The organism is uncultured Allobosea sp., from assembly GCF_945956895.1.
Lineage (GTDB): Bacteria > Pseudomonadota > Alphaproteobacteria > Rhizobiales > Beijerinckiaceae > Allobosea.
Genome location: NZ_CAMFJF010000008.1, coordinates 45,693 through 63,923, shown reverse-complemented (window position 1 = coordinate 63,923; position 18,231 = coordinate 45,693). Strand labels below are relative to the sequence as shown.

The 18,231-nt window shown below is 66.8% G+C and carries 21 protein-coding genes; 8 read left to right on the top strand and 13 right to left on the bottom strand.

What is annotated here, in order from left to right; all coding sequences use genetic code 11:
• Positions 1-40 precede the first annotated feature (40 nt).
• The gene (locus tag Q0Q02_RS07320; protein ID WP_293808168.1) at positions 41-817 is read right to left on the bottom strand and encodes a transporter substrate-binding domain-containing protein; all 777 of its coding nucleotides are present in this window, start codon (positions 815-817) and stop codon (positions 41-43) included.
• Between the two features lie 201 nt (positions 818-1,018).
• On the bottom strand, positions 1,019-2,221 hold the full coding sequence (locus Q0Q02_RS07315) for an MFS transporter (protein WP_293808167.1): 1,203 nt from the start codon (positions 2,219-2,221) through the stop codon (positions 1,019-1,021).
• A 179-nt stretch (positions 2,222-2,400) separates the two neighbouring features.
• On the opposite strand from Q0Q02_RS07315, the gene Q0Q02_RS07310 reads away from it, so the two are divergent.
• Positions 2,401-3,075, top strand: coding sequence for a hypothetical protein (locus Q0Q02_RS07310; protein WP_293808284.1), 675 nt, complete (start codon positions 2,401-2,403; stop codon positions 3,073-3,075).
• Between the two features lie 54 nt (positions 3,076-3,129).
• On the opposite strand, the gene Q0Q02_RS07305 is transcribed toward Q0Q02_RS07310, so the two are convergent.
• From Q0Q02_RS07305 to Q0Q02_RS07295, 3 genes are read right to left on the bottom strand one after another with little or no spacing between them, the layout of a single operon-like run.
• Positions 3,130-3,909: a hypothetical protein gene (locus Q0Q02_RS07305; protein ID WP_293808165.1), complete on the bottom strand. Its 780-nt coding sequence runs from the start codon at positions 3,907-3,909 to the stop codon at positions 3,130-3,132.
• Positions 3,906-4,964, bottom strand: coding sequence for an agmatinase (gene speB / locus Q0Q02_RS07300; RefSeq protein ID WP_293808282.1), 1,059 nt, complete (start codon positions 4,962-4,964; stop codon positions 3,906-3,908). Before speB ends, Q0Q02_RS07305 begins: the two co-directional genes overlap by 4 nt.
• 17 nt (positions 4,965-4,981) lie before the next feature.
• On the bottom strand, positions 4,982-5,494 hold the full coding sequence (locus tag Q0Q02_RS07295) for a GNAT family N-acetyltransferase (RefSeq protein ID WP_293808164.1): 513 nt from the start codon (positions 5,492-5,494) through the stop codon (positions 4,982-4,984).
• 187 nt (positions 5,495-5,681) lie between these two features.
• Here Q0Q02_RS07295 and Q0Q02_RS07290 point away from each other — a divergent pair, with 187 nt between their 5' ends.
• The 3 genes from Q0Q02_RS07290 to Q0Q02_RS07280 all read left to right on the top strand — a co-directional run bounded on the left by Q0Q02_RS07290 (position 5,682) and on the right by Q0Q02_RS07280 (position 8,612).
• Complete coding sequence (locus Q0Q02_RS07290; protein WP_293808162.1) at positions 5,682-6,767, top strand: TRAP transporter substrate-binding protein; 1,086 nt, start codon at positions 5,682-5,684, stop codon at positions 6,765-6,767.
• A 228-nt stretch (positions 6,768-6,995) separates the two neighbouring features.
• Positions 6,996-8,090, top strand: a complete 1,095-nt coding sequence (locus tag Q0Q02_RS07285) for a TRAP transporter substrate-binding protein (protein WP_293808160.1) — start codon at positions 6,996-6,998, stop codon at positions 8,088-8,090.
• Positions 8,091-8,228: 138 nt separating this feature from the next.
• Positions 8,229-8,612 carry a hypothetical protein gene (locus Q0Q02_RS07280; protein WP_293808158.1) on the top strand — a complete coding sequence of 128 codons (384 nt, stop codon included), beginning with the start codon at positions 8,229-8,231 and terminating at the stop codon, positions 8,610-8,612.
• A 1-nt stretch (position 8,613) separates the two neighbouring features.
• Here the strand turns inward: Q0Q02_RS07280 and Q0Q02_RS07275 are convergent, their stop codons facing one another.
• The 5 genes from Q0Q02_RS07275 to Q0Q02_RS07255 form a co-directional block, all read right to left on the bottom strand.
• Entirely contained in the window at positions 8,614-9,240 is a 627-nt protein-coding gene (locus Q0Q02_RS07275) for a uracil-DNA glycosylase family protein (protein ID WP_293808157.1), read from the bottom strand.
• A complete protein-coding gene (locus Q0Q02_RS07270) occupies positions 9,237-9,704 on the bottom strand; it encodes a hypothetical protein (RefSeq protein WP_293808155.1) in 468 nt (155 codons plus the stop codon). Before Q0Q02_RS07270 ends, Q0Q02_RS07275 begins: the two co-directional genes overlap by 4 nt.
• Positions 9,704-10,171, bottom strand: coding sequence for a hypothetical protein (locus Q0Q02_RS07265; protein WP_293808154.1), 468 nt, complete (start codon positions 10,169-10,171; stop codon positions 9,704-9,706). The genes Q0Q02_RS07270 and Q0Q02_RS07265 overlap by 1 nt, the downstream gene beginning before the upstream one ends.
• A complete protein-coding gene (locus Q0Q02_RS07260; protein WP_293808152.1) occupies positions 10,171-10,782 on the bottom strand; it encodes a glutathione S-transferase in 612 nt (203 codons plus the stop codon). Before Q0Q02_RS07260 ends, Q0Q02_RS07265 begins: the two co-directional genes overlap by 1 nt.
• 236 nt (positions 10,783-11,018) lie before the next feature.
• Complete coding sequence (locus tag Q0Q02_RS07255) at positions 11,019-11,570, bottom strand: thermonuclease family protein (protein WP_293808150.1); 552 nt, start codon at positions 11,568-11,570, stop codon at positions 11,019-11,021.
• A gap of 87 nt (positions 11,571-11,657) precedes the next feature.
• Between Q0Q02_RS07255 and Q0Q02_RS07250 the strand changes: the two genes are divergently transcribed.
• Both Q0Q02_RS07250 and Q0Q02_RS07245 read left to right on the top strand, forming a co-directional pair.
• Complete coding sequence (locus tag Q0Q02_RS07250; RefSeq protein WP_293808149.1) at positions 11,658-13,181, top strand: HAMP domain-containing sensor histidine kinase; 1,524 nt, start codon at positions 11,658-11,660, stop codon at positions 13,179-13,181.
• Between the two features lie 90 nt (positions 13,182-13,271).
• A complete protein-coding gene (locus Q0Q02_RS07245; protein WP_293808147.1) occupies positions 13,272-14,390 on the top strand; it encodes a D-alanine--D-alanine ligase family protein in 1,119 nt (372 codons plus the stop codon).
• 257 nt (positions 14,391-14,647) lie between these two features.
• Here Q0Q02_RS07245 and cobT read toward each other — a convergent pair whose 3' ends face one another.
• A complete protein-coding gene (gene cobT, locus Q0Q02_RS07240) occupies positions 14,648-15,667 on the bottom strand; it encodes a nicotinate-nucleotide--dimethylbenzimidazole phosphoribosyltransferase (protein WP_293808145.1) in 1,020 nt (339 codons plus the stop codon).
• 115 nt (positions 15,668-15,782) lie between these two features.
• Here cobT and Q0Q02_RS07235 point away from each other — a divergent pair, with 115 nt between their 5' ends.
• Entirely contained in the window at positions 15,783-16,628 is an 846-nt protein-coding gene (locus Q0Q02_RS07235; RefSeq protein ID WP_293808143.1) for an adenosylcobinamide-GDP ribazoletransferase, read from the top strand.
• Positions 16,625-16,801 carry a DUF1289 domain-containing protein gene (locus Q0Q02_RS07230; RefSeq protein WP_293808141.1) on the top strand — a complete coding sequence of 59 codons (177 nt, stop codon included), beginning with the start codon at positions 16,625-16,627 and terminating at the stop codon, positions 16,799-16,801. Before Q0Q02_RS07235 ends, Q0Q02_RS07230 begins: the two co-directional genes overlap by 4 nt.
• Before the next feature lie 3 nt (positions 16,802-16,804).
• Here the strand turns inward: Q0Q02_RS07230 and Q0Q02_RS07225 are convergent, their stop codons facing one another.
• Positions 16,805-17,287, bottom strand: a complete 483-nt coding sequence (locus Q0Q02_RS07225; RefSeq protein ID WP_293808139.1) for a GNAT family N-acetyltransferase — start codon at positions 17,285-17,287, stop codon at positions 16,805-16,807.
• An 11-nt stretch (positions 17,288-17,298) separates the two neighbouring features.
• Complete coding sequence (locus Q0Q02_RS07220) at positions 17,299-18,132, bottom strand: sulfite exporter TauE/SafE family protein (protein ID WP_293808138.1); 834 nt, start codon at positions 18,130-18,132, stop codon at positions 17,299-17,301.
• Between the last annotated feature and the right edge of the window lie 99 nt (positions 18,133-18,231).

Here is an 18,231-nt window from a genome sequence, read left to right as displayed (position 1 = left end):
CGGCGCGAAGGCGCCGGCGAGAGTCAGGCGTTTTCAGGCGTCACTTGGCGAATTTCAGCCACTTGTCCTGAATCTTCTGGTTCGAGCCGTCCGCGGTCGTCTCGGCGATCGCCTTGTCGAACATCGCCTTGAGCGCGGTGTCGGACTTGCGGATCGCGGCACCGACACCCGGGCCGTGGATGGCGTCGTCGCGCTTCACCTCGGCGACGAACTTGCAGCAATCCTTGCCCTTGCCGGTCAGGAAGTCCGAGAGGGCGAGCGCGTCGGCGACGATATAGTCGAGCCGGCCGTTGATCAGGTCGAGATTGGCCTCTTCCTGGGTCGGATAAAGCCGGGGCGTCGAGTCCTTGTAGTACTTCTCGAGGTAATTGGCGTGGATGGTCGAGCCCTGGGCGCCGATCGACTTGCCCTTCAGCGCCGCCGGCGAGATATCGTCCGACTTGGTGCTCTTCGGGCCGATCATCCAGATCGGGGTCTTGTTGTAGGGCGTGGTGAAGTCGACCTGCTTCTTGCGCTCGTCGGTGGCGTTCATGCCAGCGATGATGACGTCGTATTTATTGGCGAGCAGCGCCGGGATGATGCCGTCCCAATCCTGCACGACCCAGGTGCATTTCACCTTCATCCGCTCGCAGAGCAGGTTGCCGTAGTCGATCTCGTAGCCTTCGAGCTCCTTCTTGGCATTCAGGTTGTTGAAGGGCGGATAGGCGCCTTCCGTGCCGATCCGGATCTCCTTCCACTCCTTGGCCTGGGCGAGCACCCCCGTTGCGCCTGCAACCGTCAACGCCGCAGCCGCGATGAAACGAACGAAACTCTTCATGGAACCTCCGCGATGCAGTCCGGCCGGTTTTGCTGTTGTCCCGGTCCGGCTCTGTCGCGACAGATTGGGCGCAGTTTCGTCTCGCTCGCAAGAGGGAGCTGCGCAGCTTTTGACGCCTTGCACGCCCAAACGCGCGGCGACGGCCGTGATGCGACCAAAGAAGGAGAGGTAGAGCCAGCCGGAACGTACCCGGCGACGAGCTCAGCGGCGGGCGTCGAGAACCGCGACGATCCAGATCGCGAGGCCGCCGAGCGCCAGTGCCGCACCGACCCAACCGGTCGAGGTCCAGCCGTAGCCGGCGGCGATCGCCATGCCACCGAGCCAGGGGCCGAGCGCATTGGCGGTATTGAAGGCGCTATGATTGAGCGCCGCGGCCAGCGTCTGCGCGTCCTCGGCGACGTCCATCAACCGGGTTTGCAGCATGGCGCCGAGCCCGCCGCCGCTACCGATCATGAAGATGACCAGCGAGACCGCCCAGATATTGCCGGCCGCGAACGGGAAAGCCGCCAGCCAGAAGGCGCTCCAAAGCAGCAGGGCCGCGGTTGCGGGAACGAGCGCCCTGTCCGCGGCCCAGCCGGCGATGAGCGTGCCGACCGTCAGCCCCAGGCCGAAGATCGCGAGCACGACCGGGACGAGCGCGGGCGAAACCTGCGTCACCGCCATCAGCGTGGAGGCGACATAGGTGTAGACCGCGAACAGGCCACCGAAGCCGATCGCGCCCGTCGCCAGCGTCAGCCAGACCTGCCGGCGCCTCAGGGCACCGAGCTCCCGCAGCGGGCTCGCGCCCGGCTGCACCGTGTCGCGCGGCGCGAACAGCGCGATCAGCAGGGCCGTCAGCAGAGCCAGGCCGGCAACGATCGCGAAGCCCGAACGCCAGCCGAGCACCTGCCCCATCCAGCTTGCCACGGGCACGCCGAGGATCGTCGCCACCGTCAGGCCGAGCATGACCCGCGCAACCGACTGCGCCCGACGATTCGGCGCCGAGAGCGAAGCCGCGACCAGTGCGGCGACGCCGAAATAGGCGCCATGCGGCAGGCCGCTCAGGAAGCGGAAGACCAGCATCCAGTGATAATTCGGAGCCAATGCGCTCAACGCGTTGCCGAGCGCGAAGACGCCCATCAGGCCGATCAGCAGCGTGCGGCGCGGGATCCGCGCCGCCAGAACCGCGATCAACGGCGCGCCGATTACGACGCCGAGCGCATAGACGCTGATGACATGTCCGGCCGTGGGTTCGTCGACGCCGAGTCCGACCGAGAAATAGGGCAGCAGGCTCATGGCCGCGAATTCAGTGGTGCCGATGGCGAAGCCGCCCATGGCGAGCGCGAACAGGACGAGCCCCGCCGAGGCGGGCCTGAAGGCGGACGCCGAAGCGTCCAGGCTGCGATCATTCGCGGCGAGCGTCATAACGGGCTTTCACGGAAGGGCAGGCGCAATGCTGCGCCGCAACATGAAATAGCCATGCATCCCCGCCCGATCAACGCTACGCATGGCGAAATTTCATGCAATCAACGCATATCGCTTTGCCATCCGGCCGATCGGCGGGAATGGGCTATAAGGCGGTTTCCCAGACAGGCGAGAACGACGTGATACCCTGGACAGTCCTCGACACCGCAGCCCTGCCGGATGGCAGCGGCGACCTCCGGTTGAAGCAGCGCGGCAGCGAATTCTCGATCATGCTCGGCAGCAACGAGCTGATGAACAGCCGCCTCAGCGGCTCGGAGGAAGCGCTGGCGACGCTGGTCTGCGACAGGCTCGGACAACGCCGGCAGCCGCGCATCCTGATCGGCGGATTGGGGATGGGCTTCACGCTCCGCGCGGCGCTCACCCATCTTCCCGGGGATGCGCAGGTTGAGGTGGCCGAGCTGATTCCGGCCGTGGTCGCCTGGGCGCGGGGGCCGATGGCGGCGGTTTTCGCCGGCTGCCTGGATGATCCCCGCGTCAGCGTGAACGTCACCGACGTCGCAGCCGCGATCGCCGCCGGCAAGGGACGCCATGACGCCATCCTGCTCGATGTCGACAACGGCCCGGAAGGTTTGACCGTCGCCGGCAACGACCAGCTCTACGGCGCGGCAGGATTGCAGGCCGCCAAGGCCGCGCTGCGGCCCGGTGGCATTCTCGCGGTCTGGTCCTCGGGGCCCGACCACAGCTTCACCCGGCGCCTGCGCCAGGCCGGCTTCGCCACCGAAGAGGTCACGGCCCGCGCGCGCCGCACCGGCGGAGGGGCGCGGCACATGATCTGGCTGGCAACACGTCCCTGAACGTCGACGGATTGCCGCGCCCCGCGCGGAGGCGCGGCAATCCGGGACGATGCCTCAGTTGACCGTGCAGAAACCCTCGCAGGGGGCGGCCGCCATCGTGCTGGCGAATTCCGCAATCGCCTTCTGCGCCTCCGGCTTCAGGGACGGGCTCACCGACTGAAGCGCGCTGACGAGCGCATTGCGATCCGGCGGGGTAAGCGAAGCGGCAATGCCCGCGGCATTCTCCGCGAAGGCCTGCGCGATCAGCAGGCGGTTCGCGTCGCGCAGCCCAGAGCCACGCAGCGCCAGCGCCGAACCGACGACGATCTCCTGAAGGCCGAGCCGCATCTGCCGCAAGCCCTTCACCCGTGCCTCGGTCTTGTCCGCCTCCGTCAGATTGGAAGCGAAATCGTAGAGCGCCGACGAGGCGCCGCCGACGGCCTTCAGCAGGAAGACACGCCCGCGGGTCAGCTCGTCCTGGAACTCGACGGCATTCGCCGCCTGGTCCGGCGCCTGCCGGCCCGGCCGCGGCGAGAACAGCGCATAGGCTTGCAGGATCCGCGCCTGCTTCTCGATGATGTCGAGCAGGGCCGAGAGATTCTCGGCGGGATAAGGCGGCTTTCCAAGGATGGCCGGCGCGTTCCAGGTATCGGCCAGAACCTTGCCGTCGACCGGGTCCGACAGACGCGGCGGGGCCTGCTTGCCGTTGTAAAGCCTGAGCAGCGATTCGACGGAAGCGAAAGCGGCGTCGTGATAGGCCTTTCCGTTGGCCGGCATCTCGGCGCGAGCGGCCACGGCCAGCAGGCAGAATCCGCTTACCGCGGCGATCCGCGCGATCGATCGAATCCGAATCATGGTCTTCCTTTTCCCAAGGCGCGCGCTTCGGCAAGCAGGCAGAGCTCGGTGAAGAGCACCTGCGCCGCGCACTGCGCCGTATTGCTGGTCGCGTCATATTGCGGCGCGACTTCTACGACATCCGCGGCAACGATGTCGCGCCCCTTCAGCGCCCGCAGGATCGCGAGCGCCTCGCGCGGGCTCAGGCCGCCCACTTCCGGCGTCCCGGTGCCGGGTGCGAAGCCCGGATCGAGCGAATCGACATCGAAGGAGACATAGGTCGGCCCATCGCCGATCACGGCGAGCGCCTTCGCGATCACGGCGTCGAGGCCCAGATCGTCGACCTCGTTGGCGTGGATCACGGTCATGCCGGACTCGTAGGAGAACTCCCAGAGATATTCGGCGCCGCCGCGGATGCCGATCTGGATCACGCGCTCGGGGTCGAGCACGCCGTCGAGCACCGCCTGCCGGAACGGGCCGCCATGATGGAACTTCGAGCCCTCATAGGGGCCGGAGGTATCGCAATGAGCGTCGATATGGACCATGCCGACCGGACGCTTCGCCCCGACCGCCTTCAGGATCGAATAGGTGATCGAATGGTCGCCGCCGACGGCGAGCGGCGAAACGCCGGCCGCGACGATCGTCTTGAAAGCCGCCTCGATATCCTCGTGGCAGCTCTCCAGCGAATAGCGGGAGCGGAACGGCACGTCGCCGATATCGGCGGCCTTGAGCATGGTGAAGGGCGCGGTGCCCAGCGCATGATCCATCGGCCCCATGCGCTCGATGGCGCGGACGGCACGCGGACCGAGGCGCGCGCCGGCGCGGTTGGTGACACCGAGATCCATCGGCACACCGATGATCGCCACGTCGAGGCCGCCGAGGCCGGGCGTCGCCAGGGCGTCGGGACGATACGGAGCGCCGACGAAGGTCGCGACATCGGCGAAGGGCCATTTGCGCTTGTCGCCGGTGAACTGGGCCGCGGCCACCTTGGCGAAATGCCGATCGTGAATATCGCCGCCGCCGGCTCCGGCATAACGCTGCCGCAGCTTCGCGAGCCTGTCCTGATCCATGCGAATCTCCCTACCCGGGCCCGTCAGCCGGGAACGCGTTCGAGCATCGTCACCGGCCCGTTCTGGTAATCGACCTGCCCGAAGCTCTTGTAGCCGAGCTTGTGCGCCACGCGGAAGGAGGCAAGATTCTCGGGCGCAATGATGCAGACGCTGCGCTTTTCGCCATGCGTCGCGGCGAACCAGCGGTGCGCGGCGGCAGCTGCCTCACCGGCATAGCCCTTGCCATGCGCCCCGCTCGCCATGACCCATCCCGCTTCCGGTGCGTTGTCGAAATCCGGCGCCAGACCCCGGCAGCCATCGAACAGACCGACTTCGCCGACCAGAACGCCGCTGCTTTTCTCGATGACCGCGAACATGCCGTAGCCGCGTAAGGCCCACTGGCCGACGAGGCGCGTCAGCCGATGCCAGGCCTCCTCGCGGTTGAGCGCCCGGCCGCCGAGGAACCGGACGACGGCGAGATCGTTGCGCATCGCATGGATCGCATCGAGATCGCCGATCTCGGGGCGGCGCAGGGTAAGATTCTCGGTCTCGATCATGCCCGCTTTAACCACCACGGGAGATGCGCGCCAAGACAGCAGTCAAACCTAGCCGAAAGTCGCAAGAATCGACGACGAAATCCCTCGCGCTTCGAAAATCCATTCGCTACAACCCGTCTCTGAATGCCGGGCGGCAGAAGCCGTTTCGAAACGCCGCATCCGCCAGACTCCCGAGGAGAGCCCCTAGATGAAGCGCCGTCAGTTTATCCAGACCGCCGCGGCCGGTGCCGCCGCGACCGCCGTGGCCATGCCGGCCGTGGCGCAGTCGAATCCGGAAATCAAGTGGCGCCTGGCGTCGAGCTTCCCGAAGTCCCTCGACACGATCTATGCCGGCGCCGAGATCATGGCCAAGATGGTCTCCGAGCTCACCGACGGCAAGTTCCAGATCCAGGTCTTCGCGGCGGGTGAAATCGTCCCGGCGCTGCAGGCGCTCGACGCCGTCACGAACAACACCGTCGAGATGTGCCACACCGTCTCGTACTACTATGTCGGCAAGGACCCGACCTTCGCCATCGCCGCTTCGGTGCCGTTCGGTCTCAATGCCCGGATGCAGAACGCCTGGCTGTTCCAGAACGGCGGCAACGAGCTCTTCAACGAGTTCTACAAGAAGTTCAACGCTTACGGCCTGCCCTGCGGCAATACCGGTGCGCAGATGGGCGGCTGGTTCCGCAAGGAGATCAAATCGGTCGCCGACATGCAGGGCCTGAAGATGCGCATCGGCGGCATCGCGGGCTCGGTCCTGCAGAAGCTCGGCGTCGTGCCGCAGCAGCTCGGCGGCGGCGACATCTATCCGGCGCTCGAGAAGGGCACGATCGACGGTGCCGAGTGGGTCGGCCCCTATGACGACGAGAAGCTCGGCTTCGCCAAGGTTGCGCCCTACTACTACTATCCGGGCTTCTGGGAAGGTGGCCCGACGGTCCACGCCTTCGTCAGCCTCGACAAGTGGAATGCGCTGCCGAAGAGCTACCAGGCCGCACTCACCGCCGCCTGCACCTATGCCAACACGCAGATGGCGGCGAAATACGACGTGGTGAACCCGCCCGCGCTGAAGCGCCTGGTCGCGGCCGGCACGCAGCTGCGCCCCTTCCCGCAGGACGTGATGGAAGCAAGCCTCAAGGCCTCCAACGAGCTCTATGCCGAGATCTCGGCCAAGAACCCGGACTTCAAGAAGGCGATCGAGGCCATGGCCGCCTTCCGCTCCGACCAGTATCTCTGGTGGCAGGTTGCCGAACTCAGCTTCGACGTCTTCCAGGTCCGCACGCGCACCCGCTGAGCCCAATCGTCAGTCATCCCTTCGAGGCCCGGCATTTGCCGGGCCTTTTTTCGTGGCGATGGCCCGGGCGGATCCATCGCGGATTCTTGATAGCCTTTCACGATTCATGACAAAAATGCATGACGGCCATGCAATTCACTCTTGCTCTCGCTATCAGACCTGCTTTGCTGGCTCGCATCGGCACGACCGGAAGACCGGCGTGCATGTCCGGGAGGGAGGGCATAATTGATGAAGCGACGCCTATTCTTGAAGACCGCGGCGGCTGGGGCGGCTGCGGGTGCGATCGCCAGTCCGGCCATCGCGCAGCCGATGCCGGAGATCAGGTGGCGCATCACCTCATCCTTCCCGAAATCGCTGGATACCATCTACGGCGCCTCTGAAGTTCTCGCCAAAGCCGTCTCGGAAGCGACCGACGGCAACTTTCAGATCCAGGTTTTTGCGGCCGGCGAGGTCGTACCGGCATTGCAGGCGGCGGATGCGGTCACGAACGGCACCGTCGAGATGTGCCACACGGCCTCCTATTACTATGTCGGCAAGGACCCGACCTATGCGTTCGGCACCGCCGTGCCGTTCGGGCTCAATGCGCGCCAGCAGAACGCCTGGTTCTATCATGGCGGCGGCAACGAGCTGCTGAACGAGTTCTACAAGAAGGCCAATATCTACGCGCTGCCCGGCGGCAATACCGGCTGCCAGATGGGCGGCTGGTTCCGCAAGGAGATCAAGACGGCCGCGGACCTGCAGGGCGTCAAGATGCGCATCGGCGGCTTTGCCGGGCAGGTGATGAGCAAGCTCGGTGTCGTGCCGCAGCAGATCGGCGGTGGCGACATCTATCCGGCACTCGAAAAAGGCACGATCGACGCGGCCGAATGGGTCGGCCCGGCCGATGACGAGAAGCTCGGCTTCAACAAGGTCGCGCCCTACTACTACTATCCCGGCTGGTGGGAAGGCGGCGCGGCCCTGCACTTCTTCATCAACACGAAGAAATGGGAGGAGCTGCCGAAGGTCTACAAGTCGCTGCTCACCACGGCGGCGGCCCAGGCCAATATCGACATGCAGGCGAAATACGACGCGCGCAACCCGCCCGCACTCAAGCGCCTCGTCGCCGCCGGCGCGCAGCTCAGGCCATTCTCGCAGGACATCCTCGAAGCCTGCCTGAAGGCCTCGAAGGAGGTCTATGCCGAGACTTCAGCCAAGAACGCCGACTTCAAGAAGATCTACGATTCGATGTCGGCCTTCCGCAGCGACGAATATCTCTGGTTCCAGATCGCGGAATACACCTACGACAATTTCCTGATCCGCTCGCGCGTTTCGAACCAGCTCTGATCCAACGGAGCCCGTAGCGCGAGGGATACTCACCCCGGCGCAAGCCGGGGTTTTTCTGTATGACGATCATACGGTTCGATCTTGCCATAACTGCGCCTTGCTGGCTCAGTAACGGAAGCCGTTCAACGGATCACAACCATGCTTCGCACGACCCTGGCCTTGCTCCTGACCGGCCTTGCGACGGCAGCTTCGGCGCAGTCGATCGGCCAGCCGCTGCCGCGGAAGGCCGAGCCTTACGCGGCCCCGGCAAAACCTGCCCAGAAGCCCGGGTCCGCCGCCCGCCCCTGCCCCGAATACGGCGCGGGCTTCGTCCGCGTGGAAGGTTCCCAGTTCTGCGTCAAGGCCGGCGGAGCAGTTCGCGCCGAATTCGGCAAGAGCTCGCGCAACGGCACCGGCACCCGGACTGACGGCATGGTCTATCTCGAAAGCCGCGGCCAGACCGGGCTCGGCGAAGTCCGCTCGGTGGTCAGTGTGCGCGGCCAGGTCAATCGCGGACTCGATTCAAGCCCCTTCCGCTACTGAGCTACCCCAGCAACCGCGCCACCTCCTGACGCAGGACCGGCAGAAGCTCGTCCTCGAACCACGGATTGCGCTTGAGCCAGGCATTGTTGCGCCAGGACGGATGCGGCAGCGGTAGAACGCGGGGAAAGACCGGTCGGGCGAGGATTTCGCGCCAGTTGGCGACGGTGGCGGAGAGATTGGCCGCATCCTTCGGGCCGAGATGCCAACCCTGGGCATAGCGCCCGATCGCGAGCACGAGCTCGATCCGGGGCAGCGCCGCGAAGACACGGCCCCGCCAGGCCGGCGCGCATTCCCGCCGCGGCGGCTTGTCGCCGCCCTTGGCATCGAGGCCGGGAAAGCAATGGCCCATCGGCACGATCGCGACCTTCGCCGCGTCGTAGAACGCGGCCTCGTCAATGCCGAGCCAGTCGCGCAGCCGCACGCCCGAGGGATCGGTGAAGGGCCGGCCGCTGGCATGGACGCGCGTGCCCGGTGCCTGGCCGGCGATGCAGAGCCGCGCCGTTGCCGCCGCCTGGATGACCGGGCGAGGCTGATGCGGCAGCGGCGGCAGATAGAGGGGCGCATCGCGGCAGATGCGGCAGGCGCGCAGCTCCGCCAGCACCTCGTCCAGCGTCTCGGCAGCGCTCATCGGCTGGCCAGCCGCGACCGGCCCGGCGCCTGCGAGATCAGGCCGTCGCAAACCCAGTCGGACTTCTTCGCGGTGTAAGTGTAGGGATCGCCCTTCTCGATCCGGGCAAGGCCGTTGATGCGGCCGCTCGGGCGATTGCGGATGACGATGAGGTCGCCGCTGGTCTCGATGGTGAAGCAATAGGTGCGCCGCTTCTCCTGCGGACCATAGTAGTAGCAGACGGCATCCGGCGTCGTGATCCAGCAGGCATCGGTGTTGGTCACATGGCGATTGTGCCCGCTCGCCCGGCCATCGGCGTGATGATACTCGCTGAACGGCAGGTTGCTGCCGGAATAGCGGCCGGAGACGGTATTGCCCTCGAAGAGCTGCTTGATCTGATCGCCGGTCAGCCGCTCGGCTGCCGACGCCTGCGCGGCTGCAACCAGTCCAAGAACAACAGCTGCGATGCCTGCGACCCGAGACATCAGCGCCGCGCCAATTTCCGGCTCATCGGGTGTTCGGGCGCCCGCGAAATCAGCCCGTCGCAATACCAGGGCGTGCCGTTGTCGGTGTGATTGCGCGGGTTGCCAAGCTCGACCTTGGCCAGTGCATTGACCATGCCGTTGCCGCTGTTGCGCAGGACGTAGAGATCGCCGCTCATCTCGACCGAGAAGCAATGCACGGTGCGGTCGCTCGGCGGGCCGTAATAATAGCAGATGCGGTCGGGCTTGGTGATCCAGCAGGCATCGGTATTGGCCTGCCAGCCATTATGGCCGAGCGCCTGGCCGTTCGCGTCGTGATATTCGGTGAAGAAGCCACCGTTGGTGTAGCGGCCAGAGACCGTATTGCCCCGGAAGGCGCGCTCGATCGCCTCGCCGCTCAGGCGTTCTGCCGCCTGCGCGACCACCGGCACGGCCACGACGGCGAGCAGGGCCAGGACGAAGCGGCGCATCAGACCTTCCAGCTCGGCCGGCCGGACAATTCGCCATGCCAACGGCGGATATGGACGAAATCCTCCGGCAGCGGGATGCGCGACGGCTTCATGAAATCGATGGCGATGCCGGCAGTAATGTCGGCGACCGTCAGCACCTCGCCGCAGACGAAGGGATTGGTGGCGAGCTGCAATTCGAGCAGCCAGAGATGGTCGTCCATCTGGTCGCGATTGGCCTCGGCCCATTCCGGCACCTGATCCTCCAACTCCGCCATCGAGGGATGGCTGTGGCGGAAGACGGCGGCGACGCTGGCGAACAGGCCGAGCTCGACGCGGCGATTCCACATCTCGATCGTCGCCTGCTCCTTGGCGTCGCGGCCAAAGAGCGGCGGCTCGGGATGCAACGCCTCGACATAGCGGCAGATCGCGATCGTCTCGGCGAGCGCGGTGCCGTCGTCGAGTTCGAGGACCGGCAGGCGCTGGGCGGGGTTGATCCGGGTGAAGGCCTCGCTCCTGTGCTCCTTGCGGGCGATATCGACCGGCACGAGCTCCGGCAACGGCACGCCCTTCTCCGCGAAGAAGATGCGGACCCGTCGTGGATTCGGCGCCCGCCCGCCGTCATAGAGCTTCATCAGATCCCCTCCATCTGCCGCCGTACCCGATCACGGCCCACGCCGGAAGGTCAACCGGATTGCCGGCGCTTCATGACGCGAGCATGGCGGAACCATCCCCTCAGCCCTCATCCTGAGGAGCGCCGAAGGCGCGTCTCGAAGGATGCTCCAGGAGGTTCCGGAGACATCTGGAACATCCTTCGAGACGCCGCTCACGCGGCTCCTCAGGATGAGGGCTGCATTTTTCGAACGAGCTCTCAGCGCGGATGGCTGCGGCGCCAGGCTTCCGGCCGCTCGAACTGCGTCGCCCAGATGCCGCGGCCGGCGATGCGCGCCTCGTCCTCCTCGGCACGGTAGGCTCCGTAGGAGACCGCATGCCCCTCGCGCACCAGCGTCGCGTTGATATCGGTCTCGCCTTGCCGGCAGCGGGCGAGGCCACGGCCATAGCGATCGGCTTTGCCGATCTCGCACTGCGTCACGCCGCGCGCCAGGATCGCCTGCAAGGCGCGGCGCGCCTCGCGCCCGCAGGCGACCGGCCGGCCGTCACGCGCGGTACAGCTCTGGCGGTATTCGGGTGCGTCAATCCCCTCCAGCCGCAGTTCCTCGCCGAGCAGGCGCACCGAATCGCCGTCGATCGCCTGGGCAGCGCCGACAAGTTCACGCGCCGGGCCGAGACGGTATTGCAGGATCGCGCCGGCGAGCCCGAGAAAGCCGAGCAGGCCGAGCGCCACGACGAAGTCGACCGGCCGGCCGACGCGGCGCCAGCCGAAGGGTCCATAGCGGGAGCGACCGAATCCGAAGGGTGCCATCAGGAAGAGCTTAACGATTTGGTGTCCATGATGGCGAGCCGGCCCCTGCATGCCGCAGCGGCCGAACGAGGATACACGCTCCCGATCATGGCGGAAGTGACGGCCGAACAGGTGCAGCGCGGGCGCGGTCCCGATCCCTCGGTCGTGGCCCGCCGGAAGCTGGTCACGCGCGAGGTCAAATCCGCGCGCGAACGACTGACCTCCTCGACCGGGCTGGAACGCGCCTTCGACAACGAGTTGCTGCGCGTTTTCGCGCAATATCGGATCGCAGGCTCCGCCGGCACGCTGGTGCTGGTGCTCAGCATCGCCGCCGGCGCCTGCCTCTGGCTGCCGCCGCCACTCGTCGCAGTCTGGAGCGGCACCGTACTGCTCACCACGATGATCATCGTGCTGATGGCGCGGCGCTTCCTCGCCAAGGGTCCCGACGAGGTCCGGCTGAAGCTCTGGCGCCGGCTCTTCGCCGCGGCCGAGGGCGTACACGGCCTGGCCTGGTCGCTGCTGCTGCTGCTGTTCGTCCAGGTCGACGCGCCCGGCGCCAAGGTCTTCGTCACCACCGCGTTGCTGATCGTCAGCGCGCTGACCGTCATGCTCTCGGCGACGATCCCGATGGCGGCCTATGCCGGACTGACCCCGATCATCATGGGGATCATGGTCTTCTTCTGGGACCGACGCGACATGGACAGCGTCACCATGGCGCTGATGGCGGCCTCGGCCCAGCTCTTCTTCATCTTCCTCGCCAACCGACTCTATGCGAGCTCTGTCGCCTCGATCACCTTCCGGGCAGAGAAGGACGCGCTGATCGCGGAGCTGGAAACCGCGAACGCCAATTCGGACGAAGCCCGCCGCAAGGCTGAAGAAGCCAATCTCGCCAAGTCGCGCTTCCTGGCGACGATGAGCCATGAATTGCGCACCCCGCTCAACGCCATCCTCGGCTTTTCCGAGGTGATGAAGAACGAAATCTTCGGCGTGCATGCCAATGCCGCCTACAAGGAATACTCGGCCGATATCCACGCTTCCGGCCAACACCTGCTCAACCTGATCAACGAAATCCTCGACCTCTCGCGCATCGAGGCCGGCAAATACGAATTGAACGAGGAAGCGCTTTCGCTCCCCAGCATCGTCGAGGACTGCCAGCATATGCTGGCGCTGCGCGCCAAGGCCAAGGGCCAGAGCATCCGCGCGCTGGCCGAGCCGGATCTGCCGCGCGTCTGGGCCGACGAGCGCGCTATCCGGCAGGCCGTGCTCAACGTGCTCTCGAACGCGATCAAGTTCACGCCCCAGGGCGGCGAGATCACGATCAAGGTCGGCTGGACCGCGACCGGCGGGCAATATGTCTCCGTCACCGATACCGGCCCCGGCATCCCCGAGAACGAGATCCCGATCGTGATGCAGAGCTTCGGGCGCGGCTCCCTTGCGATCAAGACCGCCGAGCAGGGCTCGGGGCTGGGCCTGCCGATCGTCAAGGGGCTGATCGACCTGCATGGCGGCGGCTTCCATCTGAAGTCCAAGCCGCGCGCCGGCACCGAGGTCACGATCACGCTGCCGGCCGAGCGCGTGATGGATACGCTCGCCGCCCTGCCCGAGCCGAAGGCAAAGCCGCGGGCCGCCTGACCTCCTCGCCCGAATCTCGCCCCATCGCTCGGCGACACCCTCTCACCAGCTTGTGCAGACACCTCCTCCAGCCTCTCGGACCATCGGATCATGAATCGGAAAACGCGCGTCGCCGTGCTCTATGGGGGCAAGTCGGGCGAGCATGAGGTGTCGCTGAAATCGGCGGCCTCGGTGCTGCGCTATATCGACCGCGAGCGCTTCGAGCCCGTTCCGGTCAGCATCGACAAGCAGGGGCGCTGGCAATGCCACGACCTGCGCCTGATCGAGGCGACGAATGGCGACAGCCTGCCGATCCCGGTGGATTCACCCTCGATCCGGCTGGAGCCGCAAGGCGAGCGCACGGCCATCCTGCCCGCCGACAGCACGGCGCCGGCGATACCGCCGGTCGATGTCGTGTTCCCGGTGATCCATGGCCCGCTCTGCGAGGACGGCGCCACGCAGGGCCTGCTGGAACTGGCCGGAGCGGCCTATGTCGGCTCGGGCGTGCTGGCCTCTGCAGTCGGTATGCACAAGGACATCGCCAAGCGACTGGCGGCGCTCGCCGGCCTGCCGGTCGCGCCCTATCTCGCCCTGTCGCGCCGCGACTGGCGCCGCGACCCTCAAGGATCGGCCAAGGCGGCCGAGGGCCTGCTCACGCTCCCCGTCTTCGTCAAGCCGTGCAACATGGGCTCGAGCGTCGGCGTCCATAAGGTAAAGAGCTGGGAGGCTCTCGACGCCGCGCTCACGGACGCCTTCCAGTACGACACCAAGGTGCTGATCGAGCAAGGCATCGACGCCCGCGAGATCGAGGTCGCGGTGCTCGACGGCGATCCGCCAGTGGCGAGCGTCGCCAGCGAGCTCAATGCCGGCCCACAGCACGAGTTCTATTCCTACGAGGCCAAGTATATCGACCAGGACGGCGCCAGCGTCGACCTGCCCGCCAAGCTCGACGCCGAGCAGATGGCGCGTGTGCGGCAGCTCGCGATCGACGCCTTCCTGGCGCTCGAATGTAGCGGGCTCGCGCGCGTCGACTTCTTCCTCGACCGCCAGAGCGGCGCCTTTTACTTCAACGAGATCAACACGCTGCCGGGCTTCACCGCGATCAGCATGTATCCGAAGATGATGGAGGCCTCCGGCCTGCCCTACCCCGCCCTCATCACCCGCCTGATCGAACTGGCGCAGGAGCGCCATGCCGAGCGGGCGGGCTTGAAGACGGATTACGCGGGGTAGCTTCCGCCCTTTGTCATTCCGGGGCGCGCCTTCCCTTCTCCCCTTGCGGGAGAAGGGAAGGCGCGGAGCGCTGACGGACGAGGGGTCTCGCGACCTTCATCGTCATTGCGAGCGTAGCGAAGCAATCCAGAAAGACGTAGCGCTCTGCCGCCCCTGGATTGCTTCGCTACGCTCGCAATGACGAGAAGCGTTGGCGTGACCCCTCACCCCAACCCTCTCCCGCAAGGGGAGAGGGGGCAGGTCGCGGTTCCCGGCCTTCAATCCTTCCGCGCGACCTGCGCCTGCTCGAAGGTCGCCATGCCCGAATGGACCGCCGCCGCGGCCTTGACGAGGCCGGCGGCGAGCGCCGCGCCCGAGCCCTCGCCGAGGCGCATGTCGAGCGCCAGCAGCGGCACCTTGCCGAGGCGGGCGAGCACGTCGGCATGGGCACCCTCGGCCGAGAGATGGCCGGCGATGCAATGATCGATCGTCGAGGGCGCGATCGCGTGCAGAATCGCGGCGGCAGCCGTCACGACATAGCCGTCCAGGATGACCGGGATACGCTGCGAGCGGGCGGCGATGATGGCGCCGCAGATCGCCGCGACCTCGCGCCCGCCGAGACGGCGCAGCACTTCGAGCGGGTCCTTGAGATGGGCGCGATGCAAAGCCAGCCCCGCCTCCACCGCCGCGACCTTGCGCTTGAAGCCCTCGTCGTCGATGCCGGTGCCGCGGCCGCACCAATGCGCGGCATCGCCGCCATAGAGGGCCGCATAGATCGCCGCCGCCGAGGTGGTGTTGCCGATGCCCATCTCGCCAAGGCAGAGCAGGTCGGTGCCGCCGACGAGCGCCTCCATGCCGAAGGCCATGGTGGCGACGCAGGCACGCTCATCGAGCGCATCGGTTTGCGTGAAATCGCCGGTCGGCAGGTCGAGCGCGAGGTCGAAGACCTTGAAGCCGAGATCATAGGCCGCGCAGATCTGGTTGATCGCAGCGCCACCGGCCGCGAAATTCTCCAGCATCTGGCGCGTCACCGTCTGCGGATAGGCCGAGACGCCTTGCGCCACCACGCCGTGATTGCCGGCGAAGACGCAGACCAGCGGACGCCGCACCTCCGGCGGAGCCTTGCCCTGCCAGGCGGCGAGCCATTCGGCGATCTCCTCCATGCGGCCGAGGCTGCCGGCCGGCTTGGTGAGGTTGGCGTCACGGGTCCGCACCGCATTCGCTGCCGCCATGTCGGGGCCGGGCATCGCGGCGATAAGGTCGCGGATATCGTCGAAGGGCAATCCGGAGGCGGCCATGGTCAAATCCATCACGCGAGGGCGCCGCATCAGCGCATCGGCATGGCGGCAGGATTGACGCTGCTGCTATAGGGTCGGGAGCGTGAAGACAATCGAGCGAGACGACGCGGCAGGCATGTCAGAGGCTGAGACCACGATCGAGACGCCCCCGCCGGACTGGCCGGGCTGGGGGATCGCGACCGCGATCTGCCTGCGCTTCTGGTCGCGCCTGCCGGTACCGCTGTTGCCGGGCGAGAACGACGGCCATGGGATTCCCGATTTCCGGGAGGTGCCGCGCGCCCTGCCCTTCGCAGCGCTCGTCATCGCCGCACCGGCAGCGCTCGTCACGCTGGGCGCCGGCCTTGCGGGCCTGAGCGGCTTCGTCGTGGCGGCGCTCGCGCTGACGGCGATGGCCCTGACGACCGGCGCCTTCCATGAGGACGGGCTCGCCGACACCGCCGACGGGCTGTTCGGCGGGCATACGGTCGAGCGCCGGCTGGAGATCATGAAAGACAGCCGCATCGGCTCCTATGGTGCGCTGGCGCTGGGGCTGTCGCTGCTGCTGCGGGCGAGCCTGATCGCCATGATCCTCGACCGCTCCGGCGCTGTGGCGGCTGCGTCGGCGCTGCTCGTTGCGGCTCCGTGGTCGCGTGCCGAGGGGCTCTTCATGCTGGCGACCCAGCCAGCCGCGCGCAGCAGCGGCGCAGCGGCGGCGGTCGGGCAGCCGACCGTGCTCACGGCACGGGTCGCACTGGGCCTGAGCCTCTTCCTCGCGGCCGGAATCGGGCTCGCGGCGCAATTGCCGATCGCCGGCTTGCTGATCGGTTGCGCGCTGGCACATGGCGCGGCGGCGGTTCTATCGCGGATGGCGCGGCGCCTGATCGGCGGGCAGACCGGCGACATCCTCGGCGCCGCCCAGCAGCTCGCCGAGATCGCGATCTATCTCAGCCTCGCGCTGGCACTGGGGTGGGCCGCGCGATGAGCGGAGCCTCGACGCCCTGCATCAAGGTCTGCGTGATCGATCCGGTCAGCAAACTCTGCGAAGGTTGTGGGCGGACGCTCGCCGAGATCGCGCAGTGGGGGCGACTGAGCGAGGCCGAGCGGCTGGCGGTCATGGCTGTGTTGCCGGAGCGACTGGCCGATCGCCGGGCCTGAAAATCAGTCCTTGGCCGCGCCAGCCAGACCGACCAGCGCGTCGCCGGTCAGGCGGTAGAACACCTTCTTCGGATAGGCGGCAGCGCCCAGGCCGTCATAGAAGCGCAGCAGCGCCGCGTCATCGGCATCCGCCGTCCAGTCGATGCGGCGGTGGCCGCGTTCCAGCGCGAGCTCGGCAAGCGCCGCCATCAATCTGCGGCCGAGCCCGGCACCGCGCGCCGCATCGGCAACGTAGATTTCCTTGAGGAAGAAACCGGTCTTCAGGCCCGGCCCCGGATAGAGATTGCAGGCCGAAGCGAAGCCAAGCACCGCCTCGCCCTCCACCGCGACCAGGATATCGACGCCAGCCGGCAGCGAGGCCAGTCCGGCGAGAATCTCTTCGAGGGGCGGGCAAGGCACGCTGTAATGGCCCTGCATCTCGACCATCAGCGCGGCCAGAGCCTGATGGTCTGCGGGCTGGAGCAGCCGGATCGCGGTCTCGTTCATCGTCATCCGCCTCAGTGGATGAGCGACCAGATGAAGCGGCTGGCGACGAAGAGCAGGAACAGGCCGAAGGCGACTTCGAGGCGCCGCTTCGAGAGCCGATGCGCGAGACTCGCGCCGATCGGCGCGGTCCAGATCGAGGTCGGGATGAACAGGATCATGCCGATCAGCGAGACATAGCCGAGCGAGAGCGGCGGCAGGATCGCCATCTTCGGCCAGCCGGCATAGATGAAGCCGAGCGCGCCGGGGATCGAGATCAGCACGCCGAGTCCCGAGGAGGTGGCAACCGCCTGATGGATCGGCCGACCATAGAAGGTCATGAACAGGCTGGAGAGCTGGCCGCCGCCGATCCCCATCAACGCCGAAAGCACGCCGATGATGCCGCCATAGGCGACCATCAGCGGTTTGCCCGGCATGTCCTCGCCGAATTTCCAGCGATCGGCGGCGAAGAGCAGGCGGACGGCCGAGATCGATGCCACAATGACGAAAATGATCTTGAACAGGTCTGCCGGCGCATAGCGGGCGATCCAGCTGCCGACGATGACGCCGATCACGACGGGCACAGCCCAGACCTTGAGGATGGAGAGATCGACAAGCCCCTTCGCCCGATGCGCGTTGAAGGAGCGGATCGAGGTGGGGATGATCACGGCGAGCGAGGTGCCGACAGCGAGTGGCATGCGCACCTCGTCGACAACGCCGATGACGCGGAACACCTCGTAGAGCACGGGCACGATGACCGCGCCGCCGCCGACACCGAAGACGCCGGCGAGAAGACCGGTGACCGCGCCGGCGAGCACGAGCGAGACGGCGAGGAAGGCGAGATCGCCGAGGGGAATGCCAGCAAGCATGACGAGAGATCCGGTGAAGCAACCCGATCTCTCGGCGATTTGGCCGGCGGGGGCAAGATGCCGCCCCCGCATGACCGTTGCGTGTAGCAAGACCTGGGG